Genomic DNA, 13834 nt, shown 5'->3' on the forward strand with positions numbered 1-13834 from the left:
GCCGCTATGAAAAAAGCATCTGGAGCAGGGAAAAATTGAGATGGGTAGGTAATGGTACCCCAAGCCGGGATCGAACCAGCACTCCTTTCGGAACCGCATTTTGAGTGCGGCGCGTCTACCAATTCCGCCATTGGGGCAACGGTGGTAATGTCACGGCGTCTATCACGGGCGAGACCCTGCGTGCAACCCCAAAAGCTGGAAATTTGCGCGTTTGAGCGTGTAACTTCGCGCCTTTCAAATGGTAGCTCATCGCTGCCATTCCTTGGAATTTTAAGCGTTTCGCTGTGCCTGAGCACCAGGTAGGGCGTGGACGGGCGGGCCGCTGGCTTCCGGTATGGCGCTCGTCGTTTCCCACCATTGGCCGAGAGAGTCGATCAGCGGTACAAGCGTGTTGCCCGCGGGGGTCAGGTCGTATTCGACGCGCAACGGATAACCCTGAAACTCTGTCCGTTGAACGATGCCGGCGTCTTCCAGTTTGCGCAATTCCAGTGCGAGCATCTTATGCGAGATCGTCGGGTTGTCCCTGCGCAGATCGCTGAAGCGTTTTGTGCCATCCTTCAGGTAGTAGATCAGGAGCGTCGGCCAGCGCCCGCTCAGGACCTGCATGGCCTCCTCGATGGGGCAACGGGATACAAGGTCTTTCATCAGCGCCTCGTGGTTACAAAAAGGTTCGTAATTTACTTGGCGCCACCCGGCGCTAAGTTCAACCCGCTGCGCAGCGCCCTCGAAACTGAGAGTATAAAAAATGGAACCGATTTTACTTTATGGCTTCCCGGCGGGAAGTTCGATGGGGCTTGTCGCGGCGCTTGAGTGGCTTGGCAAGCCGTACAGGCTTTGCCGGGTGGATATGCTCGGTGAAATGCGGCAGGCACCCTATAAGCGTATCAATCGACGCGTCGAAACGCCCGTCCTTATCACGGACAGGGGCGAGATACTGACCGAGACGATGGCGATCGCTGCATGGCTGGAAACACGCGACACCGAGCGGCGTATCAGTTTCGATCTCCATTCACGGGAGGCCGAGCTGATGCATCAGTTTATGGCGTTCATCAACACCGACTTCACCGGCGCTTTCACCCCGCTGTGGGTTGCGCTTGAGATGGAGCCGCCGAACCCGGCCCTGCAATCGGCTCTTCGGCAGTATGGAACGGACGCCGTGATCAGACGGCACGACCTGCTGGAGGAGATGATTGGCGTCACCCCCTTTGCAATCGGCGACAGGCCGAGCCTCGCGGATGGAATCCTGGTCGGTGTCGCCCGCTGGCTGGAGATTCACGATGTGGCTGACCCGGGCCGGTGGCCAAAGCTAGCCGCGTTGCGCAGGCGTCTCGAGGCTGATCCCGCTGTTGTCTATGCGGGTGGCCTGGAACGTGGAGAGCCGGCTAAAGGCAATGGAAGCTGCCGGGGCCATGTTGATCTCGCAACGCTTGTCGAACGGTTCGGAAACTGAAGAGGGCAGCGTGGACGGATTTTACCGCCCACGCTGTCTCGAAATGATACATCCTCGGTTGCGTTTTCATGATAATTTTAGATAGTTCTAATAAATTAGTATGTACGCAATTGCTAATTGAATTTATAATGGCCGGGTGGAGTTTCCACGCGGGGCGGGAGTAGCCAACTCATAGGGAGGAAATTATGAGGGCTTTTTCTCGCAATTTATTATTGTCTGCCTGCCTGATCCTGCCGGTCAACGCCCACGCGCTGGATATAGGGATCGGTGGAGAGAATGGGGTTAATGCGAGCGTGGGTGGTAATGGCAGCGGTGGTCTCGGGGTCGATGCTTCCGTTGGTGGCAGCGGCGGCGTCAACGCCAGTGCCGATGTCGGCGGCAGAAGCGGCGGCGGATTGGGCGCGGATGTCAACGCTTCGGTTGGTGGCAGCAATGGGGTCAATGCGGATGTCAACGCATCCGTCGGCGGTTCCGGCGGGGTCAATGCGGGCGTGAACGCCTCCGTTGGCGGCTCCAACGGCGTCAATGCCAATGTCGGCGCAAATGTCGGCGGATCCAGCGGCCTGGGCGTTGATGTCGGTCTCGGCATTGGCGGTTCAGGTTCCACGGGCAATCCCGGTAATCCGGGCAATCCTGGAAACCCGGGCAGTCCGGGAAATCCGAACAATCCCGGCAAATCGGGGCCGGTAACGCCTGGCGCCATGCGTAACGCCATTCAGGCTTATAACGACATGTCGCGCACCGAGCAGATCAGGCTCGCCCGGCGTTGCATCGATATTCTGGGTGGCGGATACGATGCAGCTTTGACGCAATTGTGCAAGATGATCCGGACGGCCTCGCGCTGAAGCTGGACCCGAACAATCCGGAGGATGCCGTTGGCGTCCTCCGGCCTCAGTTACCCTTGCGACCGAAGGACAGGATTTTCTGCCGCAGGCTGCGGGCGAGATTACGGGTGTTGCGATACATGTCCACCTGCGTGGAAACCTGTCGAACGTCCCTGTCACTGTTCTGGGTGAGCCCCACGACAAGCGTGCCCATTTCCTGCCGTTCCTGCCAGAAGCGGCTCATGACAGGATGATCGGGCACGGCGCAGCTGTCACTGCGGAGAATATTGGCGTCGTCCAGATGCCAGTCGGTCAGTTTCTGTACCAGGAGCTTGCCGGGCGAAAATTGCGCGTAATTCTCGTCGAAGGCGGTTTTCCACGTATAGGCCTCGCCGGCGGTGATGAAGACGATCATGGAGGCAATGGCGCTTCCGTTGAGATCGATAGTGTGGATACGCACGGCATCGGCTTCGGCCAGGTTGGTGATCGCCTCGCGGGCGAAGGCCGCGCGATACCGGTCGTTGACCAGCGCGGTGCGTTTGCGGCCCTTCCAGCCGCTTGCCTCCAGCGCCAGAAACTCCTCCATGCGGTAGCGTATATCCTTCGGCTGGCGGGCGACAGTGTAGGATAACGCGCCCAACCTCTCGAGCTGTCGCCACTGCCGGCGCATTTCCCGCAAATGATGCGGGGCAAGGGCTTTTTGCAGATAAGCCTGGCCATCAAGCAGGCTTTCCAGCATCGGCCGGTGATAATGACCCGTCGTCGTCACCGGCAGGTTACGGCTGAGCGCGATGGCTCGGAACATGCGGGCAAAAGGCCCCTCCAGCCGCACATCCGGCAGAACCAGAACATTCGGCAGCCGCATGTCCCGGTCGGAAAGGGCGTCGAAAAGGTTATCGAGGGTCTCGGCCGCCCCTTCGGTATCCACCAGCGGCGTCCCGAGCGGCCCGAAAGGATTGGCCCAGACGCGAATAATGGAAGGACCGATGGAAAAACCCGGCTTTTCAACGGTAAAAGGCATCAGAAACCGCATGCGGCTTCGGGCGCCGTTCTCATCGCGAATGAGGGCGAAGCGCACGGTCTTGTCGTCGATACGCGGCATGGCCGGAGCAAGAAGCCGGCCGGTGAAAAAGACGTTTGCCTCCATGACGCGGTTGGAGAGAAAGTCGAGTTCCTCCTGCATGTCGTAACCGAGCTGCCCCGGATAGATGCAGAATTCACGGCCTTCCCGGCCCACACGCCGGCTGCTGTCCGCCACCGGGCGATCACGCTCCGCAGACGCCATGAGCGCCGCGATGCGCGGGTCCTGAAAATCCGGATTCTTTGGATCGCTGGACATGCTTATCGTTACACCGCCTTACCAGTGTTTTGACTCGCCCGGGGGTCGTTGAAGGCAAAAAGGACGATCCCGAGTGTACGGCGTATGGCAACATGCAATAGCACAGCCTCTATGGACATGGCTATCGCCACCGCTGCCGCGGCGCCTGTCAGACCATAGACCGGAATGAGCGCCATGTTGAGTGCAATGTTGCAACCGAAGATGATAATATAAAGTATCACGCACAATTTTTGTTTGCCGGCCATATTCAGCAGCGTCTCTCCGGGGCCGATGAGCGCTTTTGCCAGGAACCCCGCAAACAGGAAGAACATCAGCTCGTAACCCTCTACGAAGCCAGGACCGAACAGCGACAGCAGGAATGGCCCGGCCAGAAGCACCACGCTGCCAACGGCGAGAGACGGCCAGAAGGCCCAACGTGCGGCCTGGCTGGCGAAGCTCGCAAGCCCCGGCCTGTCATTGGCCGAAATGAGCGCCGCGAGACGTGGTGCGGCCGCCGCCTGGACGGAGAAAAACACGAACTGCATCAACACGATGGTTTTCGCCGCGGCGAAATAGATGCCGACCTGATCCGGCGGCAGATAAAGGCCGACGATCACCACATCGGAATTGGTCATCAGAAAACCGATGCCGTCGATCAGAAAGACCGGAAAGGCAAACCTGATCCAGTGACGAAAATGAACCCTTCGGGTGACGCTGCGGAAATGTCGGTTGAGCCGGCGGTTCAGGAAGACGAAGTGAAAAATGGTGGTGACATAAGTTGCGAAAAGTGCCGTCAGCATGGCCGTCGTCGCAGTCTTTTCGGCTCCCAGGGCAATGGCCACCAGCATGAACAGGAGGATCAGTACGGGACGTACGATATAGGTGGGGCTAAGGGCGGAGATGGCCCAGCCATTGGCCCGCGCCGTGCCGTTCAACACATCGCCCAGAGCCACCATCGGCAGGGTGAAAAGCGCCAGCGAGACAGGAATGAGATAATAGGCGGCGATGCGCTCGCCAAAGAAATACAGAAATATGAAACCGCAAAGCGCCAGCGTGCTGGCAGACAGCATGGCGAACAAGCGGGCCGTCGAGGTTAGCCCCATGATCTTGTCATGGGCATCTTCCAGACGGTAGCCGGGCAGGAAGCGGATGACGGTGGTGTGGAAGCCGAGACAGGAAAGATTGCCGAACAGGATTACCAGAACCCACACGAAGGCGAAGAGGCCATATTCGAACTCGCCCATCAGGCGGGCAAGGATGATCTGCGATATGAAGGCGATGCCGGCGCTGACGATGCGCACCGCGAAGGCGACGAGCGCCATGCGCTGTGCCCGGGCAACCTCGTCCCTCGCGGAGACAATGAGGGCGATTTTATCGCCCAGCGGCGAAATCTTCGCGCGCAGGCCTGCGGGTAAGGCTTTTTCCGCCGTGCTGAGGATAGCCATGATCCACACGCCATTATTTCCAGTTGAATGGGCAGGCCGATTGTAAGCCCTTCATCCTTAACGAAGCGTTTGGGAGGCGGCTGCGCCTGTCCTGATGTCACTCGCTTCCCGCGGCTTGCGGATGCCGTTGAAGAGAAACAGAGCCAACGGGCTGCGGCGTATCGCCTGATGCAGAGAGTAAGCCGTGATGGTCGTGGCTGCGACGATGATGGTGAATTCAACGAGGGGCGGCAGGGAGATGAGAATAAAAAGTGTACCCAGAACGTAAATCAGCGGGTGGTGAAACAGATAGATAGTGAAGGACGCATCCGTCATCCGTCTGGCAAACCGGCTTGGCCGGTCGAAATACCGGCAGGCGAGGTCGATCAGCAGGCGGCTCACCGTTACTGCGGCAATTGCCGACACCAGCACGAGCAGGGCTGAATTCGAAAACGGGCTTTGCAGCCTGAGTGTCACTGCCGCCGCAATGGCGGCCGTCGCTACGATTGCCGTGAGAATACCGGTCTGGCGAAAGCGGTGAAAGAGGGTCCGGTCGCGGTGGAGCAGGGCTCCGACAAGGAAGAAGGGCACATAGCGCCCATAGGGGTCGGAAGCGCGCTCATAGAGAGAAAGCAGGCTGCTTTCGGTTTCTGCCGCAATCAGGCTGGAACCGTATATCGCCAACTCCCATAAAATGGGCAGTATGCAGAGTGCGGCGAAAAACAACCCGGCATGTCGCCGCCGCAGGCTGTCGAGCCTGTCTACTGCGCGCGCAAAAGGCGGACGTTCCAGAAGATACAAGAGAGCGGCAAGCACCACGGAATAGGCGATGAGAGCGGGCAGGAACCACAGATGCATGATCCATTGTTCACTCGGGCGCAGCAGACCCGGCAGGCTCTCAATCAGTCCTTCGGCTGAAATCTCGCCTTTGGCGATACCGGCCAGTCGCAACAGTAAAAGCTGCAGCGGCCCGAGCAGAACGAGCGTCACGACGAAGGGCACGCCGAGGCGGAGGAAACGTTGTCTGAGCCAAGGCATTTTGCCTTTTTTGCCGATGACCATGGTGGAAAAATACCCGGCGACCAGAAAAAACGCCGGCATTCGGAAGGTGACGAGCCCGGCACCGAGCGCGGTCAGGAGCGTGCTGGTCTCAAAATCCTTGATGTCCCAGGGCAGGGCGTAGCTATAGAGCAGTGAGGCATGATAGGGAATGCCGAGCAGCATCAGAAGCGCTCGCAACGGGTCCCAGTAATGTTCATAATCTGAGCTGCTCGGTTGCATTTTCTCCTCGCGTCGCACATGCGATCACGCGTGATCTGCGGTAGCCGACACGACTATTGGTGGAAAACGCTAACAAACCCTTCATGCGCCAGCCGGTGTGGGCGGAGCCTTCTTTTTGGGTAGAAGATCGAGCACCAGCGCGCAGCCGAGGATAATGATGCCCGCGCCGAAGAGCTGAGGCAGCGACAGCGGCTCATCCAGCACGAGGGCGCCGATAAGCACCGCCACAACGGTGACTGCAAACTCCACACTGATGGCCTTTGTCGCGCCGATCACGGAGACGAGGCGGAAATAGGTTATGTAGGTGAGGCCGCTCATGACGATGGCCTGGATGAGCAGGTATAGATAGTCGATCGGCGCGGGAATGCGGGGAATCGGAACTGCCAGCAGCAGTGGCAGCGTCATGATGCCACCGGTCATGAATGAGCCGATGGTAATTTCCCATGAACCCACGCCTTTGAGATACCTGCTGGCATAATTGCTGCCGAAGGCCGCGCAGATGCAGGCGGCGACACAGGCGATGCAGCCGATGACAAAACCGGTCGTGACGGGTACGGCGGGAAAACCCACGAGCAGCACAATCCCGCCGAAGCCCAAAACCAGCCCCACGACACCTTGCCTCGTCAGTCGCTCCAGCCCCCAGACCTGCGAGATGAGCATGGAAAAAAGCGGGATGGTCGCGACCAATATTGCGGCCATGGCGGTCCCGACAAGTGGCGTGCCATAAGAAAGGCCGATCAACTGGCCGGCAACGGTGGTTGCGCCCACAATGGCAAAGGCTTGCCAGCTTGCCGAAAACGCCAGTTTGCGTCGCGCAGTTCTCGCGATCAGGAAAAGAGTGGTGGCGGTCACCAGTGACCGCAACGTCACTGCGCCGATCCAGCCGAATGCATCCACAACCTGTAGAAGCAGGAGGAAGGACGCGCCCCATGCGAGTGCGAGAAAAACATAGGCGGCAAGATCGCGAGGGGCCATGGCAGCATTTTCCGGAGGATGATCCAGCTCCCATATTGGAAACCGATCATGCCCGTCAACAACAATGAATTGCGCAAAGAAAATCGCCCGCAACCTGGGTTACGGGCGATGGTCTTCATCGGATATGCGCGGCGTTCAGGCCTGTTCGTAAACGCCGTGGCAGTGCTTGTATTTCTTGCCGGATCCGCAGGGGCACATTTCATTGCGGCCGATACGGCCCCAGGTGGCGGGGTTGTTCGGATCGCGCTCCTCTGCCGGCACGAAGGCGGCAGGCGCCGCCTGCAAGCCTTGAGCCATTTCATCCTCGCCCGTGTTCGGGTCAAGGTGATGGGCAGTCATTTCCGGCAGTTCCGGCTGCTGCGGCTCCTGCTGAACCAGTTCCACACGCATCAGCTGGGCGGTCACGGCTTCGCGCAGATTGGCGAGCAACGCCTGGAAGAGTTCGAAGGCTTCGGCCTTGTACTCCTGCAGCGGGTCGCGCTGGGCATAACCGCGGAAACCGACGACGGAGCGTAGATGATCGAGGTTGACGATATGCTCGCGCCACAGATGGTCGATCGTCTGGAGAATGACCGAGCGTTCGACATAGGTCATGATCTCGGGGCCGAAACGTTCCGCACGCTCGGCGGCGTATTTGTCGGCCGCCTCCGTGACGCGCTGGAGAATATCGTCTTCGGCGATGCCTTCTTCCTTGGCCCACTCTTCCACCGGCAGGTCGAGGTTGAGGAACTGGGCGATGCCCGCCTTCAGGCCTGCAATATCCCACTGTTCGGCATAGGCATTTTCGGGAATATGCTTGGTGACGAGCATTTCGATGACTTCGTGACGCATATCGGCTGCGGTTTCGCCGATATTATCGGCTTCCATCAACTCAAGGCGCTGATCGAAGATCACCTTGCGCTGATCGTTCAGCACGTCGTCATATTTCAGAAGGTTCTTGCGGGTCTCGAAGTTGCGGGCTTCGACCTTCTTCTGGGCGCGTTCCAGCGCCTTGTTGATCCACGGATGGACGATGGCCTCGCCTTCCTTGAGACCCAGCTTCTGCAGCATCGAGTCCATACGCTCGGAACCGAAGATGCGCATCAGGTCGTCCTGAAGCGAGAGGTAGAATTTCGAGCGGCCCGGGTCGCCCTGACGGCCGGAACGGCCACGCAGCTGGTTGTCGATACGGCGGCTTTCATGGCGTTCGGTGGCGATGACGTAGAGGCCGCCGGCGGCCAGCGCCTTTTCCTTGAGCACCTTGATTTCGGCGCGAATCGCCTGTTCCTTCGCATCGCGCTCCGGACCCGGCTCCATGCCTTCCAGCTCGCGCTCCAGACGCATCTCGACATTGCCGCCAAGCTGGATGTCGGTACCGCGGCCCGCCATGTTGGTGGCGATGGTCACGGCGCCCGGCACACCGGCCTGCGAGACGATATAAGCTTCCTGCTCGTGGTAACGGGCGTTCAGAACCTGGAAGTCGGAGAAACCGGACTGGCGCAGGAGATGTGCCAGAAGCTCGGATTTTTCAATCGACGTCGTGCCCACCAGAACCGGCTGGCCGCGCTCATGCGCTGCCTTGATTTCGGTAATGATCGCCTGGAATTTCTCTTCGCCGGTGCGATAAACCTCGTCGTCTTCGTCGATACGCTGGATCGGCAGGTTTGTCGGCACCTCGATGACATCGAGGCCGTAGATGTTGCCGAATTCTTCCGCTTCCGTCGCTGCCGTACCCGTCATGCCGGCCAGCTTTTCATACATGCGGAAATAATTCTGGAAGGTGACGGAGGACAGCGTCTGGTTTTCCGGCTGGATCTGTACCTTTTCCTTGGCTTCGAGAGCCTGGTGCTGACCTTCGGAATAACGACGGCCGGGCATCATGCGACCGGTAAATTCGTCAATGATGACGATTTCGTCGTTGCGGACGATGTAGTCCTTGTCGCGGGTGAAGAGCTTGTGGGCCTTCAGCGCATTGTTGATGTGGTGGACGATCGCGACGTTCTCGACGTCGTAAAGCGATTCGCCCTTGAGCAGCCCCGCCTGCCGCAGCAGGTTTTCGAGCTTCTCGGTGCCTTCTTCGGAGAAGTTGGCCGAGCGCTGCTTCTCATCGATTTCGTAATCTTCCGGCGTCAAGAGCGGAATGAAGGCGTCGATGGTATTGTAGAGATCGGAACGGTCGTCCAGCGGCCCGGAAATGATGAGCGGAGTGCGCGCCTCATCGACCAGGATCGAGTCGACTTCGTCGACGATTGCGTAGTTGTGGCCGCGCTGAACCATCTGGGCGCGGTCATATTTCATGTTGTCGCGCAAGTAATCGAAGCCGAGCTCGTTATTCGTCGCGTAGGTGATGTCGCAGGCATAGGCCTCGCGGCGCTGGTCGTCGTCAAGGCCATGAACGATGACGCCGGTGGTGAGGCCAAGGAAGCGATAGAGCCGGCTCATCGTGGCGGCGTCGCGCTGGGCGAGGTAGTCGTTGACGGTGACGACGTGCACGCCCTTGCCGGCGAGCGCGTTGAGGTACACCGCAAGAGTGGCCACCAGCGTCTTGCCTTCACCCGTTTTCATCTCGGCGATGGCGCCGCCGTGCAGGATCATGCCGCCTGTCAGCTGCACGTCGAAGGGACGCATGCCGAGAACGCGGCGCGATGCTTCGCGGGCCACGGCAAAGGCCGGGATCAGCAGGTCGTCGAGTGTCTTGCCGTCTGCCAGCTGCTGGCGGAACTCGGCGGTCTTGGCCGCCAGCGCTTCGTCGGAGAGCGCCTTGGTGGCTTCTTCCAGCGCATTGATGGCTGCGATCTTGCTTTTATAAGAGCGGACGCGGCGATCATTTGCCGAACCGAACAACTTGCGGGCTATTCCGCCGAGACTGACCATCTTACTGGCCCTTTCTGAAATTCCGTTTTGCCGGGCGCTTTGCTCCGTCACGCTGTTTTCAGCACAAATGACGGACTTCGCCCTTCAACGTATCTGGACGCGAGGTTGCGTGACAGATAAGAGGGGGGGCAAATGATGTCAACGGTTCTGCCCGTTACAGAATGGCCACATTCCGGTGTTTGGAAGTTTTTTCAGAGCCGGAAACCATGTCTGGAGCCGGCATTGTCCCCGAAAGGTTCAAAATGTTGCGCTATAATAAAATTGCGGCTGCGGTGATTGTGGCCACGCTCGGCCTCCAGCTTCCGGCTTTCGCACAGGAAGACAAGGTCGTCGCCAAGGTCGGCGATCTGGAAATCCACCAGTCCGAACTCGACCTCGCCATGAGCAACCTCGATCCGCAACTCGCGCAGCTTCCCGACGAGCAGAAGAAGGTCGCAGCCCTTTCCGGCGCGATCGATGTCAAGCTTCTCGTCAAGAACGCCAGCGCCGAAGGTCTGGAAAAGACTGAAGATTTCAAGAAGCGCATGGAATTCATCCAGGACCGTGAGCTGCACAACGCGTATTTCCGCAAGCACGTGGTCGACGCCGTCACCAATGACGAAGTAAAGGCTCGCTACGACAAGGAAGTCGCAGCCCTGCCGCAGGAAGAAGAGATCAAGGCAGCTCACATCCTCGTTGCCAGCGAGGACGAAGCCAAGGACATCATCAAGCAGCTTGATTCGGGCAAGGATTTCGCAGCCCTCGCCAAGGAAAAATCCACCGATTCCAACAAGGATGACGGTGGCGATCTCGGTTGGTTCGGCAAGGGCCGCATGGTTCCGGAATTCGAAGAAGCCGCCTTCGGCCTCGAAAAGGGCGCCTACACCAAAACGCCTGTGAAGACCCAGTTCGGCTTCCACGTCATCAAGCTGGAAGACAAGCGCATTGCGCCGCCGCCGGCTTTCGAGCAGGTCGAGCCGCAGGTTCGTCAGCTTGTCATGCGCGACAAGTACGTTGCCCTCATCGAGAAGGCCAAGGCTGACCAGAAGATCGAAATCATGGATGAGACGCTGAAGAAGGGCTATGACGAAGCCACGAAGGAACAGCAGGCACAGCCGCAGCAGTAAAATTTCGGATTACGGGGCGGCTTAACGGCCGCCCCGTTTCATCTCAGGCCATCTCCAGACATCCATTCCAGAATTTCAGGCGCTTCCCATGTCCGTTGCCGTTTCTCCGCTCGCTCCGAAATCCTATCCTGACATGCCTGCGCTCCGCGGCGTTCGCATGGCGACGGCCGCTGCCGGCATCAAGTACAAGAACCGCACGGACGTTCTCTTGATGGTGTTCGACAAGCCTGCAAGCGTTGCGGGCGTCTTCACCAAGTCGAAATGCCCTTCCGCCCCGGTTGATTTCTGCCGCGCCAATCTCGGCGGCGGCGCGGCGCGCGCCGTGGTGGTCAATTCCGGCAATGCCAATGCCTTTACCGGCCTCAAGGGCAAGGCCGCGACCGAGCTGACGGCGAAATCCGCCGCAGCTGCCGTCGGCTGCTCCGAAGGAGAGGTCTTTCTGGCATCGACGGGCGTGATTGGGGAACCGCTGGATGCCTCGAAATTCGCCGGTGTCCTGGGTGACATGAATGTTCGGGCAGAAGCCGATTTCTGGCAGGAAGCCGCCAAGGCGATCATGACGACCGACACCTATCCGAAGGTCGCCAGCCGCACCGCCGAGATCGGCGGCGTGATCGTGACGATCAACGGTATCGCCAAGGGCGCCGGCATGATCGCGCCCGATATGGCGACGATGCTTTCCTTCGTTGTGACGGATGCGGATATTGAGCCAGCCGCGTTGCAGGCCCTGTTGTCGGCCGGCGTTGGCCCGACCTTCAATTCCGTAACGGTCGACAGCGATACCTCCACCTCCGACACGTTGATGCTGTTCGCCACGGGCGCTGCGGCCGAAGACGGCCAGGTGAAAGTGACGAATGCCGATGATGAGCGCCTTTCCGGCTTCCGCGCCGCGCTGAACGATCTTCTGAAGGACCTTGCCTTGCAGGTCGTTCGTGATGGCGAAGGCGCGCGCAAGATGGTGGAAGTTACCGTGACAGGAGCGGAAAACGACGCCGCCGCCAAGAAGATTGCCCTTTCCATCGCCAATTCACCGCTGGTGAAGACCGCGGTTGCCGGTGAGGACGCCAATTGGGGCCGTGTCGTCATGGCCGTCGGCAAATCAGGCGAAATGGCGGACCGCGACCGTCTTGCCATCTGGTTCGGCGGCGTGCGCGTGGCCGTCAACGGCGAACGCGACCCGAACTATTCCGAAGCGGAAACCAGTGCCGTCATGAAACTGGAAGACATCACGGTAAAGGTCGATATCGGCCTCGGTCAGGGAAAGGCCACGGTCTGGACCTGTGACCTGACGAAAGAATATGTTGCGATCAACGGCGACTACCGGAGCTGACCGTTGGAGCCGAATAGAATGCAGGACAACAAGGCCGTCAATCTGCCGCTGGTTCGCCGTCTGGAAGCCGTCAGCTTCCGGGCGTGGCCAGCCTCGTCGGTTATTTATGACGGCAGCTGGCAAATCCGTCTCACGGGTTCGCATCCCTCCAAGCGTATCAACTGCGTAGTGCCGCTCGATCCGTCCGATTACGGAAACAGCGCGGTGCGGCTGGAAAAGGCGCGTAAGCGTTTCGATGATTTCGGCCGGCCGCTGGTGGTGCGCGAAACGACGCTGATGCCGCCGCAGCTTGTGGAATTTCTGGTCAGGGACGGCTGGTCGATGTTCGAAGAGGTTGTGGTCATGACTGCCGATCTTTCCGACATGGAGTTGCCGGAAACGCTGGTCAGCCTTCCGAGCCACGATATCGGCCGTTTTGTAGAGGCGAGCATCAAGGTGAGCGATGGCGATCCGGCGCTGCGCCCGGCAATTGCTGAAATCGTCAGTTCCATCAAGCCGACGCTCGGTCTCTTCATCAATGAGGAAGTGGAAGGCAATCCGCTCGCAACCGTCATCTGCGTGCAGGACAACGATCTTGCCGGCATCCTTTCCCTCGATGTCGAAAAGTCGCAGCGTAAGAAGGGCCTCGGTACGCAAATCCTGTCATCCGCACTGCGCTGGGCCAGGATCAGCGGCGCAAAAAGCGCGTGGCTGCAGGTTGAAGCCGCCAATGCGCCGGCAATCGCACTTTATGAGAAATTCGGCTTCTCCGAGGCCTATCGCTATCGCTATTGGCGCAAGGGTTCAGGAGAATGAGCGAGGCCGGCAAAAAAATCCTGCTGGTCGCCGCCTGCGCCCTTCTCGACCAGGATGGCCGCATTCTTCTGGCGCAACGTCCGGAGGGCAAGTCGCTCGCGGGCCTGTGGGAGTTTCCGGGCGGCAAGGTGGAGCAGGGCGAGACGCCCGAGGAAACTCTCGTGCGCGAACTGGACGAGGAGCTGGGTATCAAAACCAAGATCGCCTGCCTTGCGCCTTTGACATTTGCCAGCCACACTTATGAGACATTCCACCTTCTGATGCCGCTTTACGTGTGCCGTCGTTACGAGGGCATTGCGCATGGCCGGGAAGGACAGGCGCTGAAATGGGTAAAACCGCAGGCGTTGCGCGATTATCCCATGCCGCCGGCCGATGAGCCGCTGATCCCCTTCCTGCAGGATCTGCTTTAGAACAGGCAATCGCCGGCGTTCCTCGCTTATGATCCCGTCACAGCTTCGTGAAAATGCCCCGTTGCCAG

Annotated in this window: 12 protein-coding genes and 1 tRNA gene; 6 read left to right on the forward strand and 7 right to left on the reverse strand. The window is 59.3% G+C overall.

Annotated features, from left to right (window positions below):
* Positions 1-52 precede the first annotated feature (52 nt).
* A tRNA-Leu gene (locus FHW77_RS01970) sits at positions 53-137 on the reverse strand.
* 133 nt (positions 138-270) lie between these two features.
* On the reverse strand, positions 271-645 hold the full coding sequence (locus FHW77_RS01975) for a winged helix-turn-helix transcriptional regulator (protein ID WP_003585614.1): 375 nt from the start codon (positions 643-645) through the stop codon (positions 271-273).
* Positions 646-745: 100 nt separating this feature from the next.
* Here FHW77_RS01975 and FHW77_RS01980 point away from each other — a divergent pair, with 100 nt between their 5' ends.
* Entirely contained in the window at positions 746-1450 is a 705-nt protein-coding gene (locus tag FHW77_RS01980; RefSeq protein ID WP_003585616.1) for a glutathione S-transferase family protein, read from the forward strand.
* Between the two features lie 185 nt (positions 1451-1635).
* Positions 1636-2295, forward strand: coding sequence for a polysaccharide biosynthesis GNAT family N-acetyltransferase UppQ (uppQ, locus tag FHW77_RS01985; protein ID WP_044459178.1), 660 nt, complete (start codon positions 1636-1638; stop codon positions 2293-2295).
* 46 nt (positions 2296-2341) lie between these two features.
* On the opposite strand, the gene FHW77_RS01990 is transcribed toward uppQ, so the two are convergent.
* From FHW77_RS01990 to secA, 5 genes are all read right to left on the reverse strand, one after another.
* Positions 2342-3613 carry a GNAT family N-acetyltransferase gene (locus FHW77_RS01990; protein ID WP_003585618.1) on the reverse strand — a complete coding sequence of 424 codons (1272 nt, stop codon included), beginning with the start codon at positions 3611-3613 and terminating at the stop codon, positions 2342-2344.
* An 8-nt stretch (positions 3614-3621) separates the two neighbouring features.
* Positions 3622-5037, reverse strand: coding sequence for a Wzx-type polysaccharide biosynthesis protein UppV (gene uppV / locus FHW77_RS01995; protein ID WP_044459179.1), 1416 nt, complete (start codon positions 5035-5037; stop codon positions 3622-3624).
* Between the two features lie 57 nt (positions 5038-5094).
* Entirely contained in the window at positions 5095-6297 is a 1203-nt protein-coding gene (locus tag FHW77_RS02000) for an acyltransferase family protein (RefSeq protein ID WP_003585622.1), read from the reverse strand.
* 81 nt (positions 6298-6378) lie between these two features.
* Positions 6379-7272, reverse strand: a complete 894-nt coding sequence (locus FHW77_RS02005; RefSeq protein WP_003585624.1) for a DMT family transporter — start codon at positions 7270-7272, stop codon at positions 6379-6381.
* A gap of 135 nt (positions 7273-7407) precedes the next feature.
* Positions 7408-10125 (reverse strand): preprotein translocase subunit SecA, encoded by a 2718-nt coding sequence (gene secA / locus FHW77_RS02010; protein ID WP_003585625.1) that lies wholly within the window; start codon positions 10123-10125, stop codon positions 7408-7410.
* 242 nt (positions 10126-10367) lie between these two features.
* Between secA and FHW77_RS02015 the strand changes: the two genes are divergently transcribed.
* The 4 genes from FHW77_RS02015 (at position 10368) to mutT (ending at position 13766) form a co-directional block, all read left to right on the forward strand.
* The gene (locus tag FHW77_RS02015) at positions 10368-11231 is read left to right on the forward strand and encodes a peptidylprolyl isomerase (protein WP_035211677.1); all 864 of its coding nucleotides are present in this window, start codon (positions 10368-10370) and stop codon (positions 11229-11231) included.
* Positions 11232-11319: 88 nt separating this feature from the next.
* Positions 11320-12561 carry a bifunctional glutamate N-acetyltransferase/amino-acid acetyltransferase ArgJ gene (gene argJ / locus FHW77_RS02020; RefSeq protein ID WP_003585629.1) on the forward strand — a complete coding sequence of 414 codons (1242 nt, stop codon included), beginning with the start codon at positions 11320-11322 and terminating at the stop codon, positions 12559-12561.
* An 18-nt stretch (positions 12562-12579) separates the two neighbouring features.
* Entirely contained in the window at positions 12580-13356 is a 777-nt protein-coding gene (locus FHW77_RS02025; RefSeq protein ID WP_003585631.1) for a GNAT family N-acetyltransferase, read from the forward strand.
* Positions 13353-13766 carry an 8-oxo-dGTP diphosphatase MutT gene (gene mutT, locus FHW77_RS02030; RefSeq protein ID WP_003585633.1) on the forward strand — a complete coding sequence of 138 codons (414 nt, stop codon included), beginning with the start codon at positions 13353-13355 and terminating at the stop codon, positions 13764-13766. Before FHW77_RS02025 ends, mutT begins: the two co-directional genes overlap by 4 nt.
* Positions 13767-13834: the final 68 nt, after the last annotated feature.

This window comes from Agrobacterium sp. RC10-4-1, from assembly GCF_014138475.1.
In the GTDB taxonomy this organism is placed as follows: domain Bacteria; phylum Pseudomonadota; class Alphaproteobacteria; order Rhizobiales; family Rhizobiaceae; genus Agrobacterium; species Agrobacterium pusense.

What these genes read in the sequence shown, in the direction of transcription:
- FHW77_RS01975 (WP_003585614.1), bottom strand. Translation starts at nt 645, where the DNA reads ATGAAAGACCTTGTATCCCGTTGCCCCATCGAGGAGGCCATGCAGGTC.
- FHW77_RS01980 (WP_003585616.1), top strand. Translation starts at nt 746, where the DNA reads ATGGAACCGATTTTACTTTATGGCTTCCCGGCGGGAAGTTCGATGGGG.
- uppQ (WP_044459178.1), top strand. Translation starts at nt 1,636, where the DNA reads ATGAGGGCTTTTTCTCGCAATTTATTATTGTCTGCCTGCCTGATCCTG.
- FHW77_RS01990 (WP_003585618.1), bottom strand. Translation starts at nt 3,613, where the DNA reads ATGTCCAGCGATCCAAAGAATCCGGATTTTCAGGACCCGCGCATCGCG.
- uppV (WP_044459179.1), bottom strand. Translation starts at nt 5,037, where the DNA reads ATGGCTATCCTCAGCACGGCGGAAAAAGCCTTACCCGCAGGCCTGCGC.
- FHW77_RS02000 (WP_003585622.1), bottom strand. Translation starts at nt 6,297, where the DNA reads ATGCAACCGAGCAGCTCAGATTATGAACATTACTGGGACCCGTTGCGA.
- FHW77_RS02005 (WP_003585624.1), bottom strand. Translation starts at nt 7,272, where the DNA reads ATGGCCCCTCGCGATCTTGCCGCCTATGTTTTTCTCGCACTCGCATGG.
- secA (WP_003585625.1), bottom strand. Translation starts at nt 10,125, where the DNA reads ATGGTCAGTCTCGGCGGAATAGCCCGCAAGTTGTTCGGTTCGGCAAAT.
- FHW77_RS02015 (WP_035211677.1), top strand. Translation starts at nt 10,368, where the DNA reads ATGTTGCGCTATAATAAAATTGCGGCTGCGGTGATTGTGGCCACGCTC.
- argJ (WP_003585629.1), top strand. Translation starts at nt 11,320, where the DNA reads ATGTCCGTTGCCGTTTCTCCGCTCGCTCCGAAATCCTATCCTGACATG.
- FHW77_RS02025 (WP_003585631.1), top strand. Translation starts at nt 12,580, where the DNA reads ATGCAGGACAACAAGGCCGTCAATCTGCCGCTGGTTCGCCGTCTGGAA.
- mutT (WP_003585633.1), top strand. Translation starts at nt 13,353, where the DNA reads ATGAGCGAGGCCGGCAAAAAAATCCTGCTGGTCGCCGCCTGCGCCCTT.